Below are 22,273 nucleotides of genomic sequence, written 5' to 3'. Positions count from 1 at the left end.
CGCATCGCCGCCACCCTCAACCAGCGGCCACGGCCTACCCTGGACCTACAGACCCCAGCCCAACGGCTGGCCCAGCTGCTCGACCAAGCAGCCTGACCCAGCGTTGCTTCGACCGATTGACCTCGCCACACATCAGCGGTCACTTCATCCGCGAACTGTCACGGTGACACTTTGGCGCGCGCGCAGGCCCCAGGCGACGACGAGCGCGCCAGTCATGACGAGGGCTGCGTCGGCGGCGACCGCCGTACGCAGGGCGGGGAGTGAGTCGATCCCGCCCGCGGCGGTGGCGACGGCGCTCATGACGGGTACGCCGACGGCGATCGCGACCTGCTGGGTCATCGTCGCGACGCCCGTGGCGAGGCCCTGCTCGCGGTCCGGCAGTCCCGAGGTGGCGGCGATCATGAACGCGACGATCGCGCAGACGTGGCCGACCGCGCCGACGAAGGTCACGACGCCGTAGAACCACAGCGACCCGCCGGCCGAGTGGCCGAGCAGGACCAGGGCTCCCGTCGTGACGGCCTGGACGAGCAGACCGCCCGCTGCCGTGCGGCGTACGCCGACCGCGCGGATCACCCGCGGACCGACCGAGCCGCCGATGATCGCGCCGAGCCCCATCGTGCCGAGCATCAGACCGGTCTCGAGCGGGTTCAGGCCGAGCACGTGCTGGAAGTACATCGTGGAGAGGAACACCAGCCCCGGCTCCATCGCGAACGTCACGAACCCCACGACATTGCCCCAGAAGATCGTGGGCCGCCGCAGGATCGGCAGCGGCACCAGCGGGTGCGCGTGAGTGCCCTCGGCCCGCCAGAAGGCGACCAACAGCACCGCCGCGACGGCGAGCACGCCCAGCCCGACAGGGTCGGAGCCGCCGTGCTCGCCGAGCCGGGTGGCGGCGTACACGAGCGCGAGCAGGCCGGTCGTCACCAGCGCCGCGCCGGGCAGGTCGAGCCGGGTGCGCTCCCGGTCCGGTGAGTCGCGCAGCACGAAGGGTGCGATCGCGACCACGACGAGCACGACCGGCACGTTGACGAGGAACGCCCAGCGCCACGACAGCAGGTCGGTGAGTACGCCGCCGAGGATCGCCCCACCGGTGAAGCCCGTCGACATCACGACGCTGTTGAGCCCGAGCGCGCGCTGCCGCAGCGGCCCCTCGGGGAAGGCGACGGTGAGCAGCGAGAGCGCCGCCGGCGTGACCGCGGCGGTGGCGAGGCCCTGCGCGACGCGCGCGGTGAGCAGCACCTGCGGCGAGCTCGCGAGGCCGCCGAGCAGCGACGCGAGCCCGAGGGCGACGAGACCGGCGAGGAAGATCCTGCGCCGGCCGACGTAGTCGCCGATGCGGCCGAAGAGCAGCGTGAAGCCCGCGGCGCAGAGCGAGAACGCGGTGGCGATCCACTGCACGTTCGCGTCGGAGAAGCCGAGGCCGGCGCCGACGGTCGGCAGCGCGACGTTGAGGATCGAGAAGTCGACGGTCAGGGTGAACTGGGAGGCGAGCAGGAGGAGCAGCACGAGCACCTGGCTGCGCGTCATCGCCTGCTCCGCCCGCCCGGTCTGCGGGAGCGTGGTCGTCATGTTCTCCACGCTGCTGGCCGCCGACGGGAGCAGCGAGACCCCTGCGCGGGCACCCACCGGCGTGCCACCCACCGGCGTGCCTGGCACTGACAGGGTCAGGAACAATCCGCCGCCCGGCCGCACTATGGGAGTCATGACGACCGAGCTCGGAGAGTTCCTGCGCAGCCGCCGCGCGGCGATCAGCCCGGAGGACGCCGGCCTGGTGTCGTACGGCGCCCGCCGGGTGCCCGGCCTGCGGCGCGAGGAGCTCGCGCAGCTGGCGGGCGTCAGCCCGACGTACTACACCCGGCTCGAGCAGTCCGACCACCACAACGCCTCAGACAGCGTCATCGACGCGCTCGCCCGCGCGCTGCGGCTCACCGCCGGCGAGCACGCCCACCTGCGCCGGCTCGCGCGTCCGGTCGCCGACCCGTCGCGGCCGCCGGTCGAGCGGCCGCGGCCGTCGGCGCGGGCGCTCGTCGAGGCAGCGCCGGGCCCCGCGCTGATCGTCGATCACTCCAACGACATCCTCGCCTGGAACCCGCTCGGCCACCGGCTGATGGCCCACGACCTGCCGTACGACGCCCCCGACCGCGCCGGGTGCCGGCCGAACCAGGCGAGGCTCTTCTTCCTCGAGCCCGGCGGATCGGAGCTGTACGCCGACCCTGACGAGATGGCCCGCGCGATCGTCGGCTTCCTGCGCTACTCCTCGGGGCTGTTCCCCGACGACGCCAAGCTGAGCTGCCTCGTCGGCGAGCTGGCGCAGCGCAGCGACTGGTTCGCCGCGCTCTGGGCGGAGCACCCGGTCTTCGACTGCGGCTACGGCGTCAAGCGGTTCCGCCATCCGCTCGTCGGCCGGCTCGACCTGTCGTACGAGGCGATGCTCCTCCCCGAGACCAGCCAGCGGATGGTGCTCTACCACGCCGAGGAGGGCACGGCTGCGGCCGACGCCCTCGCGCTGCTGTCCCGCTCCTGAGCGCAGCTATTGCTCGGCGTCTCGGAACAGGCAGAACGGATGGCCGCCCGGGTCGGGCCCTCGGAGGAGATCGCCCAACCGAACAGCCTGGAGTAGAAGCGGGCCAGCGCCGGCGGGTCCGGTGTCCCGAGCACGACGCCGAGCCAGCCGGTGAGGCCGCGGATCGCCATGCGTACGACCATTCCAGTGGCGCGGGCGCGGGGCAATAGACTTCCCCGGTGACCGAGATCGAGATCGGCAGAGGCAAGCGGGCGCGGCGCGCCTACGCGTTCGACGACGTGGCGATCGTGCCCTCCCGGCGTACGCGTGACCCCGAGGAGGTCAGCACCGACTGGCAGATCGACGCCTACCGGTTCGACATCCCGGTCCTCGCGGCGCCGATGGACTCGGTGATGTCGCCCGAGACGGCGATCAGGCTCGGCAAGCTCGGCGGTCTGGGCGTGCTGAACCTCGAGGGCATCTGGACGCGCTACGAGGACCCCGAGCCGCTGCTGACCGAGGTCGCGACACTGAGCGGCATCGACGCGACTCGGCGGCTGCAGGAGATCTACGCCGAGCCGGTCCAGGCCGAGCTCATCACCGAGCGGCTGCGCGAGGTCCGCGCGTCCGGGGTCACGGTGGCCGGCGCGCTGTCACCGCAGCGCACCAAGGAGTTCGCGAAGACCGTGGTCGACGCGGGCGTGGACATGTTCGTCATCAGGGGTACGACGGTCTCCGCCGAGCACGTCTCCTCGCAGGCCGAGCCGCTCAACCTCAAGGAGTTCATCTACGAGCTCGACGTGCCGGTCATCGTGGGCGGCTGCGCCACCTACCAGGCGGCGCTGCACCTGATGCGCACCGGCGCCGCCGGCGTACTCGTCGGGTTCGGCGGGGGCGCCGCCCACACCACCCGGACCGTGCTCGGCGTGGCGGTGCCGATGGCCTCGGCCGTCGCCGACGTCGCCGCGGCCCGCCGCGACTACCTCGACGAGTCCGGCGGGCGCTACGTCCACGTCATCGCCGACGGCGCCGTCGGGCGCTCCGGCGACATCGCGAAGGCGATCGCCTGCGGCGCCGACGCGGTGATGGTCGGCTCGCCGTTCGCCCGTGCGTCGGACGCCCCGGGCCGCGGCTTCCACTGGGGCGCCGAGGCCCACCACGCCGAGCTGCCGCGCGGCCAGCGCGTGGAGTTCGACACCGTCGGCACCTTCGAGGAGATCCTCTTCGGCCCCTCCCACACCGCTGACGGCACCATGAACCTCATCGGCGCCCTCAAGCGCGCCATGGCCACCACGGGCTACACCGAGCTCAAGGAGTTCCAGAGGATCGAGGTCGTCGTCGACGGCTGAGCGAGTCAGCGCGGCACGCCGACGATCCTGAGCGCGATCTCGGCGTAGCCATCGGCGACGTCCTCGGGTGACCAGCCTCCGTCGTCGCGGTACCACCGGGCGAGGTCGATGCCGAGCGAGAGCAGCGCGGTGGCGGCAAGCCGCGGGTTGGGTACGTCGAACTCGCCGGCCGCCACACCGGCCTCGACGACCCCGCGGACGAGGGTGTCGATCTCGTGCCGGAGCGCGAGGATGCCGGCGAGGTGCTCGGGGCTGAGTGAGGCCAGCTCGTAGTTCACGACCCGCGCTGACGTGTGGCCGCGGGCGTGGTGCACGGCGAAGGAGTGCACCAGCGCTCGCAGCTGCTCGGTCGGGGATTCGGAGGAGTCGAGCGCCTCCTTGATGAGGTCGATCGTGGCCTGGTGGCCCGCGAGCGAGAGCTCGTGGAGGAGCTCCTCCTTCGACCGGTGGTGGACGTAGAGCGCCGCCGGGCTCATCCCCGCGGCGGTCGCGATGTCGCGCGTCGTCGTGCCGTGGAAGCCGCGCTCGGCGAAGGCGGCGACGGCCGCTGCGCGGAGCCTGGCCCGGGACCCGTCCGGCGCGACCGAGCCATCTGCGGTCGCCGGTGGCCGAGCCTGTCGTGAGCCGCTCATCGCCACCCCCTTCCCTCAGCCGTTCCGACGCCTTACAGTGAGCGTCGTCACACACTAAGCAAGCGCTTAGTCACTTGCCAAGAGGCTCGCCCAGAAGGGTGACCGGGAGGAGAGCGGATGCAGGCGTTGAACGGGCGGTTCGAGGGGCGTACGGCGATCGTCACCGGTGCGAGCCGGGGGATCGGGCTGGGCATCGCCCAGCGGCTCGTCGACGAGGGCGCCAGGGTGGTGATCACCGCCCGGAAGCCCGAGGCCCTCGCCGAGGCGGTGGCGGAGCTCGGCGGCGCCGACCACGCGCTCGGCATCGCCGGCAAGGCCGACGACGCCGACCACCAGGCCGAGGTCGTCGCCGCGGCGATCGACACGTTCGGCGGCGCCGACCTGCTCGTCAACAACGCCGGGATCAACCCGGTCGCCGGCGGCCTGGTCGACCTCGACCTGGGCGCCGCGCGCAAGACGATCGAGGTCAACTGCCTCGCCGGGATCTCCTGGGTCCAGCAGGTCCGCAAGGCGTGGATGGGCGAGCACGGCGGTGCGGTCGTCAACGTGTCGTCGGTGGCCGGGCTCGACCCGTCGCCGCTGCTGGCGATGTACGGCGCCAGCAAGTCGATGCTCAACTACATCACGCAGGAGCTCGCCGTCGAGCTCGGCCCGGACATCCGGGTCAACGCCGTGCTCCCCGCGGTGGTGAAGACGAAGTTCGCCACCCTCCTCTACGAGGGCAAGGAGCAGGAGGTCGCCTCGGCCTACCCGCTCAAGCGCCTCGGCACGCCGGAGGACATCGCCGGCGCCGTGGCCTTCCTGCTCTCCGAGGACGCCGCCTGGGTCACCGGCCAGCTGCTCACGGTCGACGGCGGCGTGACGATCGCCGGCGGCGCCGTCTGATGGCCGCCGCGACCGCCGGCCTGGGGCCGGACAGCGCCGTCGTCGTCACGGGGGCTGCCCGCGGCATCGGCCGCGGCCTCGCCGCCCGCCTCGCCGCCGAGGGGTGCCGGGTCGTCGTCGCCGACCTCGACGCCGACGCGCTCGAGGCCACCGCGGCCGAGCTCGGCGCCCACCCGGTGGTGGCCGACGTCGCCACCGACGCCGGCGTCGGCGCCCTCGTCGACGCCGCCCGCGACCACCTCGGCACGATCGACGCGTGGTACGGCAACGCCGGCATCGACCGCGGCCGCGGACTCGACGCCTCCGAGGAGGACTGGGCGGCGTCGTACGACGTCAACGTGCTCGCGCACGTGCGCACGGCCCGCCGGCTGGTGCCCGAGTGGCTCGAGAAGGGCGGCGGGAGGTACGTCGTGACGGCCTCGGCCGCCGGCCTGCTCACGATGGTCGGCGCGCCGGCGTACTCCGTCACCAAGCACGCCGTCGTCGCCTTCGCCGAGTGGCTCTCGGTGACCTACCGCCACCGCGGGGTCGTCGTCCAGGCGATCTGCCCGCAGGGCGTGCAGACCTCGATGCTCGAGCGCTCCGGGGAGCTGCAGGGGCTGCTCAGCCACGACGTCGCCCTGACCCCCGACCAGGTCGCCGACGCGATGTGGGAGGCGGCCCAGGACGACCGCTTCCTGATCCTGCCGCACCCGCAGGTGGCGGGCTACTACTCCCATCGGGCCACCGACACCGACCGCTGGCTCGGTGGCATGAACCGGATCCAGCGACGACTCGAGGAGCAGGGGGTGCTGTCGTGAGGGCGTGGCGCGTGGCCGAGCTCGGCGAGCCCAGGGACGTGATGCGGCTGGCCGAGGTCGAGGACCCGCGCCCGGGCCCGGGCCAGCTCGTCGTCCGCGTGCTCGCCTCCCCGGCCAACTTCCCCGACGTGCTCATGTGCCGGGGGCTCTACCAGGTGCGGCCCGAGCTGCCGTTCACCCCCGGCGTCGAGCTGTGCGGCGAGGTCGTCGAGGCCGGCGAGGGGGTCACCGACGTGAGCCCCGGCGACCGGGTGATCGGCGCGGGGGCGATGCCGCACGCCGGGTTCGGCGAGCTCGCCCTCATGGACGCCGCCACCACGTTCCCGGCGCCCGGCGGGCTCGGCGACGCGGAGGCGTCCTCGCTCTACATCGGCTACCAGACCGGCTGGTTCGCGCTCCACCGCCGGGCCGCGATCCGGCCGGGGGAGACCCTGCTGGTCCACGCCGCCGCCGGTGGCGTCGGCAGCGCCGCCGTCCAGCTCGGCAAGGCAGCCGGCGCGACGGTGATCGGCGTCGTCGGCGGACCGGAGAAGGCGAAGGTGGCCGCCGAGCTCGGCGCCGACGTCGTGGTCGACCGCCACACCGAGGACTTCGTCGCGGTCGTCAAGGAGGCGACCGGCGGACGCGGCGCCGACGTGGTCTACGACCCGGTCGGCGGCGACACCTACGACCGCTCGACCAAGTGCGTGGCGTTCGAGGGCCGGATCCTCGTCATCGGCTTCGCCGGCGGCCGGATCCAGGAGGCGGCCCTCAACCACGCCTTGATCAAGAACTACTCGATCCTCGGGCTGCACTGGGGGCTCTACAACCAGAAGATGCCCGCGCTGGTCGCCGAGTGCCACCGCGAGCTGGTCCGGCTCGCCGACGAGGGCGCGATCAGGCCGCTCGTCAGCGAGCGCCTTCCGCTGGAGCGGGTCGCCGACGGCGTACAACGCCTCGCCGACGGCACCACCGTCGGGCGCGTCGTCTACGACGCGGGGGTCGTGTCATGAGCGGGGCGGGTGGTTTCGAGACGGTTGCTAGCGCAACCTCCTCAACCACCGTCGAGACGGTTGCTAGCGCAACCTCCTCAACCACCGTCGAGACGGTTGCTAGCGCAACCTCCTCAACCACCGTCGAGACGGTTGCTAGCGCAACCTCCTCAACCACCGTCGGCGCGGTGGTGTTCGACTACGGCGGGGTGCTGACGACGCCGGTCGCCGACTCGATCGCGGCGTGGCTCGAGGCCGACGGGATCGAGCCGGAGAGCTTCAGCGCCGTCCTCAAGGAGTGGCTGGGCCGCAACGCCGAGGACGGCACGCCGATCCACCGGCTCGAGCTCGGCGAGCTGCCGATGCCGGAGTTCGACGCCTTGCTGGCCGCCCGTCTCAGGACCCACGACGGCAGCCCGGTCGACCCTGTCGGCGTGCTCGGCCGTCTGTTCCGGGGCATGCGCCCCGACCCCGCCATGTGGGCGCTCGCCGAGGAGCTGCGTGCCGCCGGCGTACGCGTGGCGCTGCTGTCCAACAGCTGGGGCAACACCTACCCGCGCGACCGGATCGACGCGCTCTTCGACCCGATCGTCATCTCGGGGGAGGTGGGCCTGCGCAAGCCGGACCCGGCGATCTACGACCTCGTGCTCGACCGGCTCGGCCTCGCTGCCGAGGAGTGCGTCTTCGTCGACGACGCCGAGCCCAACGTGATCGGCGCGCGCGAGGCGGGCATGCACGGCCTGCTGCACACCGAGCCGTCAGCCACCCGGGTCGCGCTGGCCGAGCTCCTCCCGGCACTGGGAGGCGCCGCATGAGCGCCTCGACCGAGAGCCTGCCCGGGCTCGACCTCGACCGGCTCGCGCCGTGGCTCGCCGAGCACGTGGTCTCGACAGGCTCGACCAACGAGGCGAGCTCGACCAACGGCCGCCCCCTGACCGCCCGTCACATCTCCGGCGGCAAGTCCAACCTCACCTACGAGGTCTCCGACGGGACGTCGACCTGGATCGTCCGGCGACCGCCGCTCGGCCACGTGCTGGCGACGGCGCACGACATGGTGCGGGAGTACACCGTGATGACCGCGCTCCGCGACACCGCGGTGCCGGTCCCGACGACCTACGCGCTGTGCCGCGACGAGTCGGTGCTCGGCGCACCGTTCTACGTGATGGAGCGGATCGAGGGGACGCCGTACCGCTACGCGCGCCAGCTCGAGCCGCTGGGCCCCGAGCGCACCCGCGCGCTCTCCGAGCAGCTCGTCGACGTCCTCGCAGCGCTGCACTCGGTCGACCCGGCCGAGGTCGGGCTGGGGGCGTTCGGCCGGCCGGAGGGATTCCTCTCCCGGCAGGTCAGGCGCTGGAAGAAGCAGCTCGACGCGTCGTACTGTCGCGACCTGCCCGCCGCCGAGGAGCTCCACCGCCGGCTGGAGGCGCGCGTGGGCGAGGTCGAGGCGGTCGGCTCGCCGCCGGGGATCGTCCACGGCGACTACCGGCTCGACAACGTGCTCACCGGCGACGACGACCGGATCCGCGCCGTCGTCGACTGGGAGATGGCGACGCTCGGCGACCCGGTCACCGACCTGGCCGTCCTGGTGACCTACCAGCGGATGGCCGACTGGTCCTCCGACGGCACCGTGACCGACGTGAGCACGGCGCCGGGCTGGCTGCCGGAGGACGAGCTGCTGGCGAGGTACGACGCCGCCAGCCACCGCGACCTCACCCACTTCGGCTTCTACCTCGGGCTGGCGGCGTTCAAGCTCGCCGCGATCCTCGAGGGGATCCACTACCGCTACCTGCAGGGCCAGACCGTCGGTGCCGGCTTCGACACCGTCGGCGACGCCATCCACCCGCTGCTCGAGGCCGGCTTGAGCGCGCTCGACTCCTGACGACGTCGTCAGGCACACACCCCGGAGGGACCAGATGGACTTCGCACACGACGCCCGCACCGAGGAGCTGCGGGCTGACCTGCTCGACTTCATGACGACGTACGTCGAGCCGGCGGAGCCGGTCTTCGACGAGCAGCTCGCTGCCCAGGAGGACCGCTGGGCCTGGGACACCGTCCCGGTGCTCCAGGAGCTGCGCACCGAGGCCCGCAAGCGTGGCCTGTGGAACCTCTTCCTGCCGGGCGAGGAGGGGGCGGGCCTGACCAACCTGCAGTACGCCCCGCTCGCGGAGATCTCCGGCCGCAGCCACCTCGCCCCCGCCGCGCTCAACTGCGCCGCCCCGGACACCGGCAACATGGAGGTGCTCGCGCAGTTCGGCACGCCCGAGCAGAAGAAGGAGTGGCTCGAGCCGCTGCTCGAGGGCGAGATCCGCAGCTCGTTCGCGATGACCGAGCCCGACGTCGCCTCCTCCGACGCGACCAACATCGGCACCCGGATCACGAAGGACGGCGACGGCTACGTCATCAACGGCCGCAAGTGGTGGATCACCGGTGCGATGAACCCCAACGCCAGGATCCTCATCGTCATGGGCAAGACCGACCCGGACGCCGAGCGCCACAAGCAGCAGTCGATGATCCTGGTCCCGCGCGAGACCCCCGGCCTCGAGATCAGGCGCGGCATGGAGGTCTACGGCTACGACGACCACGACCACGGCGGCCACGCCGAGCTCGAGTTCCACGACGTACGCGTCCCCGCCGCCAACCTCATCGGCGAGGAGGGGATGGGCTTCGCCATCGCCCAGGCCCGGCTCGGTCCGGGCCGGATCCACCACTGCATGCGCTCCATCGGCGTCGCCGAGAAGGCGATCGAGCTGATGTGCGCCCGGGTCGAGGGCCGCGTCGCGTTCGGCAAGCCGCTCTCGGAGCAGGGCGTGATCCGCGACTGGATCGCCGAGTCGCGGGTCCGGATCGAGCAGCTGCGGCTGCTCGTCCTCAAGACGGCGTGGCTGATGGACACGGTCGGCAACAAGGGCGCCCACACCGAGATCCAGGCCATCAAGATCGCCACCCCGGCGACGGTCCAGTGGATCCTCGACAAGGCGATCCAGGCCCACGGCGCCGGTGGCCTGTCGCAGGACTTCCCGCTGGCCCGCTCGTACGCCGGCATCCGCACCCTGCGATTCGCAGACGGCCCGGACGAGGTGCACAAGAACGCGCTGGCCCGCAGCGAGCTCCGCCGCCAGGCCGCGACGCGGGAGGCGTGAGATGACCCCCGAAGAGCTGCACGGCCGGGTCGAGGAGTTCCTCGCCCAGCACCCGCCGGCGACCACCGACCGGTCGGAGTTCCTGCACGCCCGCTACCGCGCCGGACTGGCCTGGGTCGCCTTCCCGGAGGGGCACGGCGGCCTCGGGCTGCCACGCGCGATGCAGCCGCTCGTCGACGAGCTGTTCGTGGCGGCCGGGGCACCTGACAACAACCCGCGGACGAACGGCATCGGCCTCGGCATGGCCGCGCCGACGATCCTCGCCTACGGCACGACGGCGCAGAAGGACCGCTTCCTCGAGCCGCTGTGGTGCGGGGAGGAGATCTGGTGCCAGCTCTTCAGCGAGCCCGGCGCCGGCTCCGACCTGGCCGGGCTCGCCACCCGCGCCGTACGCGACGGGGACACCTGGGTCGTCAACGGCCAGAAGGTGTGGACCTCGGGGGCCCAGAACGCCGACTTCGCGATCCTGGTCGCCCGGACCGACCCCGACGTGCCCAAGCACCGCGGGCTCACCTACTTCCTGTGCGACATGCACGACCCCGGCGTCGACGTACGCCCGCTGCGCCAGATCACCGGGGAGGCGGAGTTCAACGAGGTCTTCCTGACCGACGTACGCATCCCCGACGGCCACCGGCTCGGCGACGTCGGCGACGGCTGGCGGGTCGCCAACGCCACCCTCAACAACGAGCGAGTCGCCATCGGCGGCAACGCCATGCCGCGCGAGGGCGGGATGGTTGGCGTCGTCGCGCAGGCGTGGCGGGACAACCCCGATCAGCACACCCCCGAGCTCCACGACCGGCTGATGCGGCTGTGGGTGGAGTCCGAGGTCGCCAGGCTCACCGGCCAGCGGCTGCGGCAGAAGCTCGCCGTCGGCCAGCCCGGCCCGGAGGGGTCGGCGATGAAGCTCACCTTCGCGAAGGTCAACCAGCAGCTCAGCGGCCTCGAGATCGAGCTGCGCGGCGCCGACGGACTGCGCTACGACGACCCCGGCTGGACCGAGCGCCGGCCGCAGCAGGTCGTCATGACCGGCCGCGACGCGATCTACCGCTACCTGCGCGCCAAGGGGAACTCCATCGAGGGCGGCACCTCCGAGATCCTCCGCAACATCGTGTCCGAGCGGGTGCTCGGGCTGCCCGCCGAGCCCCGCGTCGACAAGGACGTGCCGTGGAAGGAGATCCCGCGATGACCGCCCAGCCGACCCCGGGCGCGGACCTCGACCTGCTCTACACCGAGCTCGAGGACGACCTGCGCAGCACCGTCAAGGACTTCCTCGCGGACCGCTGCGAGCCCGGCTCCGTGTCCGCGATCTACGACGGCGACCGGACGCTCGTCGCCGGCCTGTGGAAGGGGCTGGCCACCGACCTCGGCCTCGCCGGACTGCTCGTCCCCGAGGACCTCGGCGGCGCCGGCGCGTCGGCGCGGGAGGCGGCGGTCGTGCTCGAGGAGCTGGGGCGCTACGTCGCCCCGGTGCCGTTCCTCACCAGCAGCGTGATCGCCACCACCGCCCTGCTCGCGCGGCCCACGGACGCCGGCACGGAGCTGCTCGGGCGGCTGGCCGCGGGCGAGGCGACCGCCGCCCTGGCGCTCTCGATCACCAGCGCGATCGACGCCCCGACCGAGGGGACGCGCGACGGCACCGGCACCGTCCGCAGCGTCGCCGGGGCGCTGGAGGCCGACACCCTGATCGTGCCGGTCGGCACCCCGGGCGGGACGGAGCTGCGCGCCGTGCCGGTGGCCGCCGTCCCCGTCGCCCCGGTCGTCTCCCTCGACATGAGCCGCCAGCTCGCCGACGTGACCATCGACGCACCGGCGGTGGCCGAGGCCCCGGTCGTCGTCGCGGCCGACGCCGGCGCCGCCGGCGTACGCCAGGGACTGCTCGCAGGCACCGCGCTGCTCGCCTCCGAGCAGCTCGGGTTGGCGCAGTGGTGCCTCGCCGAGACGGTGGCCTACCTCAAGCAGCGCCGCCAGTTCGGCCGGGTCGTCGGCGGCTTCCAGGCCCTCAAGCACCGGCTCGCCGACCTCTACACGAGTGTGGAGGGGGCGGCGGCTGCGGCCCGCTACGCCGCCGCGGTGCTCGCCGACCAGGGACCCGCGACCGAGGAGGCCGAGGTCGCCGCCCGGGTCGCCGCCGCGTGGTGCGGGGACGTCGCGGTGACCGCGGGGGAGGAGGCCATCCAGCTCCACGGCGGCATCGGGATGACCTGGGAGCACCCTGCCCACCTCTACCTCAAGCGCGCCAAGGCCGACCAGCTCGCCCTCGGACTGCCCGGCGCCCACCGGGCCCGCTTGGGGGAGCTGGTCGAGCTCACCGTCTGACGGCGCGGCGGACGGGCTCAGCGCTCCAGCGCCATCAGACCGAGCTGGAGCAGCAGCCGGTCCTCCGGGTCGTCGATGCGCCGGCCGGTGAGGGTCTGCAGCTGCCGCATGCGGTACATCACCGTGTTGCGGTGGCAGAACAGGTCCTCCGCAGCGTGGGTGGGGGAGCCGTGGTGGGCGAGCAGGGCCCGCAGCGTGTCGACGAGCACCTCCGCCTGGTGGGCCGGCTGGGCGAGGACCGGCCCGAGCGTTCGGCGTACGAGCAGCGCGGTCACCGCGGGGCTCGCGGTCAGGAGCACACGGGGCAGCCGGTCCTCGACGTCGGCCACCTCGGCCTGTCCGCGCGGGATCGTCTCGACGGTGTGGCTGGCCAGCTGGAACGCGGTGCAGAAGCCGGCCAGCCCGGCCGCGGCGGCGACGCCGACCCGGCCCGACGTGCACTGCCGCAGCAGCGACACGACGACGTCCGTGGAGCGGCTGCCGAGCCGGATGAGGCCGAAGTGGAGGTCGCCGCGGACCTGCCAGTACGACGTCAGCCCGGCCTCCTCGAGGCGACCGTCCGGGTTGCGCAGCGGGCTGTCCCGGTCGCCGTCGAACGCCGCGACCACGCAGGCGAGCGGCTCCTCGGCGGCGACGCCGAGCACCTCCTGGACCTCGGTCGCGAAGGCGGGGTCGCTGCCACGCCCCTCGACCAGCCCGTCGAGCAGCCGCCCCTGCAGCTGCAGGTCGCGGCGCTGCATCAGCGCGCTCTCCTTGCGGTAGGCCGCCGACATGACCGAGTTCTGCACGTCGAGGTTGGACCAGATCCGGCGGCCGGCCACCAGGACGACGTACTCGTCGAGCTGTGAGCCGGGCTCGCTCTGCTGGCGTACGAGCGCCTCCCACAGCACCCGGGTGCCCATCGTGTAGGCGTTGAGCACGAGCTCCAGCGGCACGCCCTGCCGCGCCCGCCGCCGGCCGGTCTCGCGCCACAGCTCGAGCGGGTCGTCCGGCGCGGCCAGGCCGGCCATGGCGCGCAGCCCCAGCCGGACGTGCTCGCGGGTGCTCTGCCGCAGGTCGGCCTGGATCTCGGGCCCGGCGGCGTCGTACCACTCGCGCTCCCGGGCCAGCAGGGTGAGCGTGATGTCGTCGGCGATCGCGTCGGCGCGCGGGACCAGCCCGGCCCACGCCCGCTCCACCTCGAGCCGAAGAGCCTCGCCGCCCAGCGGCGATGTGTCGTGCGTCACACCCACGCCCGAAGACTCGCACGAGCGCACAGTGCTGCCAAGGCCCGGGTCCCCGATTCAGGCGAGATGAGGACGCTGCGCCTGAACAGATTTGGGCGCTCCGCCCATGTCCGCGACTGTGCGGAGCGACCAAAGTGATCCCCGTCACAACGACAGGTGGGGGCCACAGGAGAGGGATGCCGATGGGCGACGGCCAGCCAGACCCACAGCCAGACCCACAGCCGGATCCGGCGTCGGACGGTGGTCCGCTGTTCGCGGTGCGCGACGTGTCGGTGCGGTTCGGCGGAGTGCAGGCACTGTCAGGGGTCTCGCTCGAGGTCGCGCCGCACGAGGTGCTCGGCGTCATCGGGCCCAACGGCGCCGGGAAGACGACGCTCTTCAACGTGCTCTGTGGATTCGTGACACCGCAGCAGGGCGAGCTCTCCTGGGAGGGCCGGCGACTGCCGCGGGTCCGGCCGTCGCGGCTGGCCCGGCACGGCATCGCCCGCACCCTCCAGGGGCTCGGTCTCTTCGACCGGATGAACGTGCTCGAGAACGTCGTCGTCGGCGCCGAGGTCCACGCCCGCGCCGGCTTCTGGTCGGGGCTCGTCGGGCTCGGCAGCCGCGACGAGGCACGGCTGACCGACCGTGCCCGGGCGGCGCTGGCCCGCCTCGGCATCGAGGAGTACGCCGACCGGCTGCCGCCCAGCCTGCCGTACGCGATCAGGAAGAAGGTCGCCCTTGCGCGCGCCCTGGTCGCCGAGCCGCGGCTGCTGCTGCTCGACGAGCCCGCCAGCGGCCTCTCGCGCGAGGAGATGGACGAGCTCGGCGAGCTCATCCGCGAGCTGACCGACTCCACGGCGACCATGCTGGTGGAGCACCACATGGACCTCGTCATGAAGGTCTGCGACCGGGTGATGGTGCTCGACTTCGGCCGGGTGATCGCGAGCGGCACGCCCGAGCAGGTGCAGGGCGACCCGGCCGTGCTCGCCGCCTACCTCGGCAACGCCGTCGACCACGAGCAGGTCGGGCACAGCGTGCCGTCCGGGGAGGTGGGCTGATGCTCGCGGTGGAGGACCTCGTCACCCGCTACGGCGCGGTGACCGCGCTCGGCGGAGTGAGCCTGGAGGCGCCCGAGGGCCAGGTGACCGCCGTCCTGGGCGCCAACGGGGCCGGCAAGACGACGCTGCTGCGGACCATCTCCGGGCTCGTCCGCCCCAACGAGGGCCGGGTCGTGCTCGACGGGAAGGACCTCAGCCGGACGCCCCCGGAGGAGATGACCGCCCTGGGGATCGCCCACGTGCCGGAGGGGCGCGGCGTGATCGCCGAGCTCACGGTCGCCGAGAATCTCCGCCTCGGCGGCCTCCACCGCCGCGCCGGCGCCGACCCGGTCGACCTCGACCGCGTCTTCGGGCTGTTCCCGGTGCTCGAGGAGCGCCGCAACGCGACCGCCCACGTGCTCTCCGGCGGCGAGCGGCAGATGCTCGTCATCGGCCGCGCACTCATGGCCGCCCCGCGGATCCTGCTCCTCGACGAGCCCTCCCTCGGCCTCGCGCCGCGGGTCGTCGCGCAGATCCTCGCGCTGCTGCGCAGCCTGGTCGAGACCGAGGGCCTCACCGTCCTCCTCGTCGAGCAGAACGCCGCCAGCGCCCTGTCCATCGCCGACCGTGGCGTCGTGCTCAACCTCGGCAGCGTCGTCGCCAGCGACCAGGCCGAGAAGCTCGCCGCCGACGAGAAGCTCCGCCACGCCTACCTCGGCTTCTAGGAGGGACTCGTGCAACAGTTCTGGACCACACTCCTCGGCGGGCTGACGCTCGGAGCGGTCTACGCCGCCTTCGCGCTCGCGCTCTGCCTGATCTGGCGCTCCACCCGGGTGGTCAACTTCGCCCAGGCGCCGATGGCCATGGTGACGACGTACGTCGGCCTGGAGGTCATCGACTCGACCGGCTCCTACTGGCTCGGCTTCGTCGTCGCCCTCGCCGCGGGCCTCGTCCTCGGGGCGGTCGTCGAGCGCGGCCTGGTCCGCTTCGTCGAGGGCAAGTCCGACCTCAACGTCGTCATCCTGACCCTCGGGCTCTTCGTCGTCCTGCACTCGCTCGCGGCGATCGTCTTCGGGCAGGACTACAAGTCCTTCCCGGCGCCGTTCAGCCTGCAGGGCCTGCACGTCGGCGGCCACAACCTCGCGATCACCGGCTTCGGGGTCTTCACCCTGATCGCGGTCGCGGTCGTCTTCGTCCTGCTGGTCGCGCTCTTCCGCTTCACCGACCTCGGCCTCAAGATGCGGGCCTCGGCGTTCAGTCCCGAGGTCGCGCGCCTCCTCGGCGTACGCGTCGGGAAGATGCTCACCCTCGGCTGGGCGCTCGCCGCGGTCGTCGGATCGCTCGCCGGTCTGCTCGTCGCGGGCGGCAGCCTCGTCTTCCCGCAGTTCATGGACTCCGTCGTGGTCTACGGCTTCGTCGCCGCCGTGCTCGGCGGGCTCGACAGCCCGGCCGGGTCCGTGGTCGGCGGGCTCGTGCTCGGCCTCGCGCTGAGCTTCGTGAGCGGGTACGCCGCCTCCGACCTCGTCCCGATCACCGCGCTCGGGATCCTCGTGCTCGTGCTGCTCGTGCGGCCGGGCGGGCTGTTCTCCCACGTCGCCGAGCGGAGGGTCTGAGATGACGGCGGTCAAGCGCGTCTGGGGCATCCCGCTGGTCAGGCACCTCGTCATCGGCGTGGTCGCCCTGGTCGTCGTCCTCTTCGTGCTGAGCTCGCTCAGCCCGTTCCGCAACGCGCAGATGGCGACGATGGCCTACCTCGCGATCGCGGCGGGCGGGCTCACCGTGCTCACCGGCCTGTCCGGGCAGCTCTCCCTCGGGCACGGCGCGTTCCTCGCCGTGGGCGCCTACACGACGGCGTACCTCCTCAAGGACCCGGACCCGCCACTCCCGCTCGTCGTGATCATGCTGGTCTCGGTCGCGGTGGCGCTGGTCGTCGGCGGGGTCGTCGGCGTCGCCGCGGCCCGCCTCAAGGGTCCGTACGTCGCCGGGGCGACCCTCGCGCTCGCGGTGGCGGTGCCCGCCCTGGTGAGGTACCTCCACGGCTTCGGTCAGGAGCAGGGGCTGCACGTGATCGTCCCTGACGTCCCGCGGTGGTTCACCGACATCGTCTGGCAGATCACCGGCGTCGACGTCGACCCGGTCAGCTACGTCGCCTACCTCGGCTGGATCGCGCTCATCGTGACCTTCATCCTGCTCGCCAACCTGATGCGCAGCCGGACCGGCCGCACCTGGCGCGCCCTCCGTGACAACGACGTGGCCGCGGAGATCGCCGGGATCACGCTGGGCCGGTCGCGGGTCCTCGCCTTCGTGATGAGTACGGCGGCGGCCGGTCTCGCGGGCTCGCTGATGGCCCTCTCGGTGCGGGTCGCCGCCCCCAGCGGCTTCCCCGTCGACCTCTCGCTGACCCTGCTGAGCGCCGTCGTCCTCGGCGGCCTCGGCAGCCTCACCGGCGCCCTTCTCGGCTCGGCGCTGCTCACCTTCCTGCCGCAGGCGGTGACCAACTGGGGCTCGTCCGCCGGGCTCTCCGACGTCCAGTCCGCCGAGCTCGCGCCGGTCGTCTACGGCCTCATCATGATGGCGGTCATCCTGCTCGCCCCGGCCGGTGTCGTGGGCAGCCTCCGCCACGCCTGGCAGCGCCGACGAGGACTCGCCTGAATCGCCGGATCCACCCGCCCTCCGTCTCCACACGACGCCCTCGACGTACATCGTCGTACCACCCAAAGGAGAACCACCATGACACGCACGACACGCAGGGGACACCGGTTCCGCCGCCCGGCCGGGGCAGCGGCACTGCTGCTCGTCGGGGCGCTCGCGCTGGCAGGCTGCGGCCGCGACGCCAGCAGCCGCGAGCCGGCCGCGGCCGGTGACACCACCGGAGTCACCGACACCTCGATCAAGGTCGGGGCGACCTTCCCGCTCACGGGGGTCGCGGCGCCGGGCTACAGCACCATCCCGAAGGGCGCGCAGGCGTACTTCGACTACGTCAACGACAACGGCGGGGTCTACGGCCGCAAGATCGACTACATCGTCAAGGACGACGCCTACAACCCGACCACGACGAGCTCGGTGACCAACGAGCTGGTGCTCAAGGACCAGGTCTTCGCCATGCTCGGCGCGCTCGGCACGCCGACCCACGAGGCGGTCGTCGACTTCCTCAACTCGAGCAAGGTGCCGGACATCGCCGTCTCCAGCGGCTCGGTCACCTGGGGCGACGACCCGAAGGAGCACCCGTGGACCTTCGGCTGGCAGACCGACTACGAGTCCGAGGGCAAGATCATCGGCAAGTGGATCGCCGACAACATGCCGAAGGCCAGGGTCGGCCTCTTCCTGCAGAACGACGACTTCGGCGCCTCGGGTGAGAAGGGGCTGCGGGACTACATCGACAAGCAGATCGTGGCGGTCTCGAAGTACACCCCCGGCGGCACCGACGTGACGCCGCAGATCGCCGCGCTCCAGGCCAAGAAGGCCGACCTCGTGGTCGGCTTCAACGTGCCGTCGTACACCGCGCTCTCGCAGCTGGTCGCGATGAAGCTCAACTACAAGCCGCAGTGGTTCTACACCAACGTCGGCTCCGACCCGACGCTCGTCGGCTCACTGCTCGCGAACTTCTCCAAGGGCCAGGTCAAGAACGGCGCGCAGCTGCTCGACGGCGTGATGTCGACGGCGTACCTGCCGGACGTGAGCAACACCAGCAACCCGTGGATCCAGACCTTCGACAAGATCTGGAAGTCGAACGGCTCCGGCGGGGCGCTCACCAACTACGAGCTGTACGGCATGTCGCAGGCCTACATGTTCGTCCAGGCGCTGCAGGCGACCGGCAAGGACCTCACCCGTGAGGCCCTGGTCAAGACGCTGGAGGAGAAGGGCGGCGACTTCACCGGGCCGGTGTTCGCGCCGTACCGCTACAGCGCCGACAGCCACCTCGGCACCTCCGGCATGAAGGTCGTCAAGATCGAGGGCGGCCAGGTCAAGGACGTCACCGGCGTCGAGACCACCGACATCGGCGACGCGGACATCACCGAGTCCAGCGAGTCCGAGTCCACGCCTCCGGCCGACGGCATCCCGCCGGCCGAGTAGACGGCGGGTCGAGACCAACACGGTCGGACCTCCTGCCGGAGGCGGTCGTGTTGGTCTCGACACCGGCCACTGTTTGTCCGGGCTCGACCCACAGGCCCGACTAGGTTTGACCCATGGACGGCGCACTGGTCTCGACGTGGGTGAGCGGGCTGGACGGCGTACCCCTGCAGGCACAGAACGTGAACCAGCAGCACTACGCGGCCAGCCTGATCAAGGTGCCGATCGCGATCGCGGCGTACCGGCTGAGCGAGCGGGGCGAGCTCGACCTCGACGAGAAGGTGCCGGTGCACGTCGGGTTCGACTCGCAGGTCGAGGGCGCGCGGTTCACGATGGACGAGGGCGACGACCAGGACCCGGAGACGTGGGGCGCCGTGGGCGGCGAGCTGCCGCTGCGGGATCTCGTACGCCGGTCGCTGACCCACTCCGGCAACCTCGCCTCCAACCTGGTGCTCGAGCGGGTCGGCGCGGCGGAGGTCGCCGAGGTCCTCGCCGAATCGCACTGCTCACCGATGACCCAGATCCCGCGCGGGATCGAGGACGCGCCGGCGCGGGAGGCGGGCCTGCAGAACCTCGTGACCGCCCACGACATGGCGCGGGTGCTCATCGCGCTCGCCGAGGGCCGGCTGGCGTCGCCGGAGTCGTCGGCGGAGCTGGAGGGGATCCTCCGGGACCAGGTCTACCGTGACGCGATCCCGCTCGCGCTGCCCGAGGACGTGGTGGTCGGCAACAAGACCGGCTGGATCGAGGGCGTACGCCACGACATCGCGCTGGTCCGGGCCGCCGACCGCGACCCGCTGGTCATGTGCGTGCTGACGACCGGGCTCGACGACGACGAGTCGGAGTTCCGGATCAGCGAGCTGGCCCGCTACCTGTGGGACAGCCTTGGCTGAGCCGCTGATCGCCGGGCTGCGCACCGAGGTGGTGCGGGTCCCGCTCCACACGCCGTTCGTGACGGCGCTGCGCCGGACGGAGTACGCCGAGACCCTGGTCGTCGAGCTCACCGACGCCGACGGCCTGAGCGGCTGGGGCGAGGCGCCGCAGGTGTGGCGGGTCACCGGCGACTCGATCGCCGGCTCGCGGGCCTGCCTCGAGGGGCCGCTGCGCGATGTCCTCGTCGGCGCGCCGGCCGATCCGCGTGAGACCGGGCCGCGGATCCAGGACGCGGTCGTCGGCAACCACGCCGCGAAGATGGCCGCCGACGTCGCGCTCCACGACCTCGCGGCCCGCCGGACCGGCCGGACGCTGGCCGAGCACCTCGCGGCGCTGGAAGGACTCGCGTCGCCGGCGCGCCACGTCATCACCGACGTCACCCTGTCCGCCGGCGAGCCGGCGGAGCTCGCCGAGGCGGCGGCCGCGCGGGCGGCCGAGGGCTTCACGACCCTCAAGGTCAAGGTCGGGACCGACGCCGCCACCGACGCCGCGCGGGTGCTCGCCGTCCGGGCCGCGGCCGGCCCGGACGTCGTACTCCGCCTCGACGCCAACCAGGGCTGGGACGCCCACGATGCCGTCCGGGTGATCAGCGGGCTCGAGGACGCTGGCGCCGGGATCGAGATCGTGGAGCAGCCCGTACGCCGTCGCGACCTGCACGGACTGGCCTACGTCCGCCGCAGCGTCAGGACCCCGGTCATGGCCGACGAGGCTGTCTTCGATCTCGACGACCTCGTCGACGTCATCAGGTACGCCGCCGCCGACTGCGTCAACATCAAGCTGGCCAAGTGCGGAGGGCTGACGCCGGCGTTGGAGCTGCTCGAGGTGGCCGGCCGGCACGGGCTCGGACGGATGGTCGGCTGCATGATGGAGTCGCACCTCGGCATCGGCGCCGGGGCCTCGCTGGTGGCGGCGCTCGGACTGCCCGGGGCGCACGACCTCGACGCCGGCTGGTGGGCACGCCGCTCGCCGTACCTCGGCGGCGTGGTCTATGAAGGACCCCGCATCGTCCTCCCGGACCATCCGGGTCTCGGGATCAGCGGAGTGGAGGAGCCATGACCGTCGACGACGTGACCCCGGTGCGCGCCGAGCCCGACGAGGCCGCCGAGCAGGTCACCCAGCTGCTGCCCGGCGAGCCGGTGGAGGTCGTCGAGAGCCGCGACGGCTGGACGAGGGTGGTGGCGACCGAGCAGCCGTCCTCGCAGGACGAGCGCGGCTACCCGGGCTGGGTGCCGACCGAGGCGCTCACCGAGGCGGCCGCGGCCGTCCCGGTCGTCGGCACCGGCGACGTCGTCACGCTCGCCAGGTCCTATCTCGGCACCGTCTACGAGTGGGGCGGGATGACCCTCGACGGCATCGACTGCTCCGGCCTCACCCACATGGCGACGCGGACGCTCGGCCGGACGATCCCGCGCGATGCCCGCGACCAGCTCCCGGCGCTGTCCCGGGTCGACCTCGACGACGTCCGGGCCGGAGACCTCTACTTCTTCGCGAACGAGGCGGGCCGGATCACCCACGTCGCCATCGCCACCGGACCGGTCGGCGCGGACGGCAGCCGGCCGATGATCCACGCCGACGGAGACAAGGGCGTCGTCGAGGAGCCGATGGGCGAGGAGCGCCGCGCCGCCCTCGTCGCGGCCGCCCGGCTGTGACGGAGCTCGACGCGCTGCTCGACGGCGTCCCCGGGGTGCGCTGGTCGGTCGAGCTGCGGCGGGACGGGGAGCGGGTCTTCGCCCGCGACCCCGACCGGCTGCTGCGCACCGCGAGCGTCGGCAAGGTCTTCCTGCTGGTCGAGGTCGCGGCGCGGATCGAGGCGGGCGCGATCGACCCGGCGGCGCCCGTCGACCGGCGTACGACGCTCCGCGTGGCCGACTCGGGGCTGTGGCAGCACCTCGTCACCGACACCCTGCCGGTGGCCGACGCGGCCCTGCTCGTCGGCACCGTCAGCGACAACCTCGCGACCAATGCGCTGCTCGACCTGGTCGGCCTCGTCGCGGTGCAGGCCCGTGCCCGCGGCCTGACCGACGGCGCGGTGCTCCACGATCGCGTCCGCGACCACCGCACCCCCGACCTGCCCGCCACCCTCAGCGAGGGAACGGCCGCGGCGTGGGCCGACGTGCTCGACGCGCTCCGCGGCGGTCGGGTGGTGAGTCCTGCCGTCAGCCGTCGGGTGCTCGACTGGCTCGCGCACGGCACGGACCTGTCGATGGTCGCAGCCCCGCTCGACCTCGATCCGCTCTCGCACGGTCACGACCACGGCCTGCGGCTGTGGCACAAGACGGGCACCGATGCCGGCGTACGCGCCGACGTCGGGATCGTGCAGACGCCGGCCGGGACCACGTCGTACGCCGTCATCGCGAACTGGGACGGCGGCCCCGCGGGTCCGGTGCTGGCGGCCATGCGCAACCTCGGGGCAACGCTCGCCCGATAG

The 22,273-nt window shown here is 72.7% G+C and carries 22 protein-coding genes; 19 read left to right on the top strand and 3 right to left on the bottom strand.

What is annotated here, in order from left to right:
* Positions 1-144: 144 nt before the first annotated feature.
* Complete coding sequence (locus ABLE53_RS17555) at positions 145-1,569, bottom strand: MFS transporter (RefSeq protein ID WP_348860382.1); 1,425 nt, start codon at positions 1,567-1,569, stop codon at positions 145-147.
* 133 nt (positions 1,570-1,702) lie between these two features.
* On the opposite strand from ABLE53_RS17555, the gene ABLE53_RS17550 reads away from it, so the two are divergent.
* Positions 1,703-2,524: a helix-turn-helix transcriptional regulator gene (locus tag ABLE53_RS17550; protein ID WP_348860381.1), complete on the top strand. Its 822-nt coding sequence runs from the start codon at positions 1,703-1,705 to the stop codon at positions 2,522-2,524.
* Between the two features lie 218 nt (positions 2,525-2,742).
* Positions 2,743-3,852, top strand: coding sequence for a GuaB3 family IMP dehydrogenase-related protein (locus tag ABLE53_RS17545; protein WP_348860379.1), 1,110 nt, complete (start codon positions 2,743-2,745; stop codon positions 3,850-3,852).
* A 5-nt stretch (positions 3,853-3,857) separates the two neighbouring features.
* Here the strand turns inward: ABLE53_RS17545 and ABLE53_RS17540 are convergent, their stop codons facing one another.
* A complete protein-coding gene (locus ABLE53_RS17540; RefSeq protein WP_348860378.1) occupies positions 3,858-4,484 on the bottom strand; it encodes a TetR/AcrR family transcriptional regulator in 627 nt (208 codons plus the stop codon).
* 117 nt (positions 4,485-4,601) lie between these two features.
* On the opposite strand from ABLE53_RS17540, the gene ABLE53_RS17535 reads away from it, so the two are divergent.
* The 8 genes from ABLE53_RS17535 to ABLE53_RS17500 are packed head-to-tail and all read left to right on the top strand — an operon-like array spanning position 4,602 to position 12,596.
* Complete coding sequence (locus tag ABLE53_RS17535; RefSeq protein ID WP_348860377.1) at positions 4,602-5,369, top strand: SDR family oxidoreductase; 768 nt, start codon at positions 4,602-4,604, stop codon at positions 5,367-5,369.
* The gene (locus tag ABLE53_RS17530; protein ID WP_348860376.1) at positions 5,369-6,169 is read left to right on the top strand and encodes an SDR family oxidoreductase; all 801 of its coding nucleotides are present in this window, start codon (positions 5,369-5,371) and stop codon (positions 6,167-6,169) included. Before ABLE53_RS17535 ends, ABLE53_RS17530 begins: the two co-directional genes overlap by 1 nt.
* Entirely contained in the window at positions 6,166-7,161 is a 996-nt protein-coding gene (locus tag ABLE53_RS17525) for an NADPH:quinone oxidoreductase family protein (protein ID WP_348860375.1), read from the top strand. The genes ABLE53_RS17530 and ABLE53_RS17525 overlap by 4 nt, the downstream gene beginning before the upstream one ends.
* Entirely contained in the window at positions 7,158-7,955 is a 798-nt protein-coding gene (locus ABLE53_RS17520) for an HAD family hydrolase (RefSeq protein ID WP_348860374.1), read from the top strand. The genes ABLE53_RS17525 and ABLE53_RS17520 overlap by 4 nt, the downstream gene beginning before the upstream one ends.
* A complete protein-coding gene (locus tag ABLE53_RS17515) occupies positions 7,952-9,019 on the top strand; it encodes a phosphotransferase family protein (RefSeq protein WP_348860373.1) in 1,068 nt (355 codons plus the stop codon). The genes ABLE53_RS17520 and ABLE53_RS17515 overlap by 4 nt, the downstream gene beginning before the upstream one ends.
* Before the next feature lie 34 nt (positions 9,020-9,053).
* Positions 9,054-10,280 (top strand): acyl-CoA dehydrogenase family protein, encoded by a 1,227-nt coding sequence (locus ABLE53_RS17510; protein ID WP_348860372.1) that lies wholly within the window; start codon positions 9,054-9,056, stop codon positions 10,278-10,280.
* 1 nt (position 10,281) lies between these two features.
* The gene (locus tag ABLE53_RS17505; RefSeq protein ID WP_348860371.1) at positions 10,282-11,466 is read left to right on the top strand and encodes an acyl-CoA dehydrogenase family protein; all 1,185 of its coding nucleotides are present in this window, start codon (positions 10,282-10,284) and stop codon (positions 11,464-11,466) included.
* The gene (locus ABLE53_RS17500) at positions 11,463-12,596 is read left to right on the top strand and encodes an acyl-CoA dehydrogenase family protein (protein WP_348860370.1); all 1,134 of its coding nucleotides are present in this window, start codon (positions 11,463-11,465) and stop codon (positions 12,594-12,596) included. Before ABLE53_RS17505 ends, ABLE53_RS17500 begins: the two co-directional genes overlap by 4 nt.
* 17 nt (positions 12,597-12,613) lie before the next feature.
* Here ABLE53_RS17500 and ABLE53_RS17495 read toward each other — a convergent pair whose 3' ends face one another.
* The gene (locus ABLE53_RS17495) at positions 12,614-13,828 is read right to left on the bottom strand and encodes a PucR family transcriptional regulator (protein ID WP_348860368.1); all 1,215 of its coding nucleotides are present in this window, start codon (positions 13,826-13,828) and stop codon (positions 12,614-12,616) included.
* A gap of 251 nt (positions 13,829-14,079) precedes the next feature.
* Between ABLE53_RS17495 and ABLE53_RS17490 the strand changes: the two genes are divergently transcribed.
* The 9 genes from ABLE53_RS17490 (at position 14,080) to ABLE53_RS17450 (ending at position 22,273) form a co-directional block, all read left to right on the top strand.
* Positions 14,080-14,862 carry an ABC transporter ATP-binding protein gene (locus ABLE53_RS17490; RefSeq protein ID WP_348860367.1) on the top strand — a complete coding sequence of 261 codons (783 nt, stop codon included), beginning with the start codon at positions 14,080-14,082 and terminating at the stop codon, positions 14,860-14,862.
* Entirely contained in the window at positions 14,862-15,566 is a 705-nt protein-coding gene (locus ABLE53_RS17485) for an ABC transporter ATP-binding protein (RefSeq protein WP_348860365.1), read from the top strand. Before ABLE53_RS17490 ends, ABLE53_RS17485 begins: the two co-directional genes overlap by 1 nt.
* Before the next feature lie 9 nt (positions 15,567-15,575).
* Positions 15,576-16,454 carry a branched-chain amino acid ABC transporter permease gene (locus ABLE53_RS17480; protein WP_348860364.1) on the top strand — a complete coding sequence of 293 codons (879 nt, stop codon included), beginning with the start codon at positions 15,576-15,578 and terminating at the stop codon, positions 16,452-16,454.
* A 1-nt stretch (position 16,455) separates the two neighbouring features.
* Positions 16,456-17,493 carry a branched-chain amino acid ABC transporter permease gene (locus ABLE53_RS17475; protein WP_348860363.1) on the top strand — a complete coding sequence of 346 codons (1,038 nt, stop codon included), beginning with the start codon at positions 16,456-16,458 and terminating at the stop codon, positions 17,491-17,493.
* A gap of 78 nt (positions 17,494-17,571) precedes the next feature.
* A complete protein-coding gene (locus tag ABLE53_RS17470; protein ID WP_348860362.1) occupies positions 17,572-18,915 on the top strand; it encodes an ABC transporter substrate-binding protein in 1,344 nt (447 codons plus the stop codon).
* A gap of 113 nt (positions 18,916-19,028) precedes the next feature.
* Positions 19,029-19,805, top strand: coding sequence for a serine hydrolase (locus tag ABLE53_RS17465; RefSeq protein WP_348860361.1), 777 nt, complete (start codon positions 19,029-19,031; stop codon positions 19,803-19,805).
* Positions 19,798-20,901, top strand: a complete 1,104-nt coding sequence (locus tag ABLE53_RS17460) for a dipeptide epimerase (RefSeq protein WP_348860360.1) — start codon at positions 19,798-19,800, stop codon at positions 20,899-20,901. The genes ABLE53_RS17465 and ABLE53_RS17460 overlap by 8 nt, the downstream gene beginning before the upstream one ends.
* On the top strand, positions 20,898-21,494 hold the full coding sequence (locus ABLE53_RS17455) for a C40 family peptidase (protein ID WP_348860358.1): 597 nt from the start codon (positions 20,898-20,900) through the stop codon (positions 21,492-21,494). Before ABLE53_RS17460 ends, ABLE53_RS17455 begins: the two co-directional genes overlap by 4 nt.
* Entirely contained in the window at positions 21,491-22,273 is a 783-nt protein-coding gene (locus ABLE53_RS17450) for a serine hydrolase (protein WP_348860357.1), read from the top strand. The genes ABLE53_RS17455 and ABLE53_RS17450 overlap by 4 nt, the downstream gene beginning before the upstream one ends.

This window comes from Nocardioides asiaticus, assembly GCF_040049175.1.
GTDB classification, from domain to species: domain Bacteria; phylum Actinomycetota; class Actinomycetes; order Propionibacteriales; family Nocardioidaceae; genus Nocardioides; species Nocardioides cheoyonin.
The sequence above is the reverse complement of the archived record's forward strand: the minus strand, read 5'-3'. Positions and strand labels throughout refer to the sequence as shown.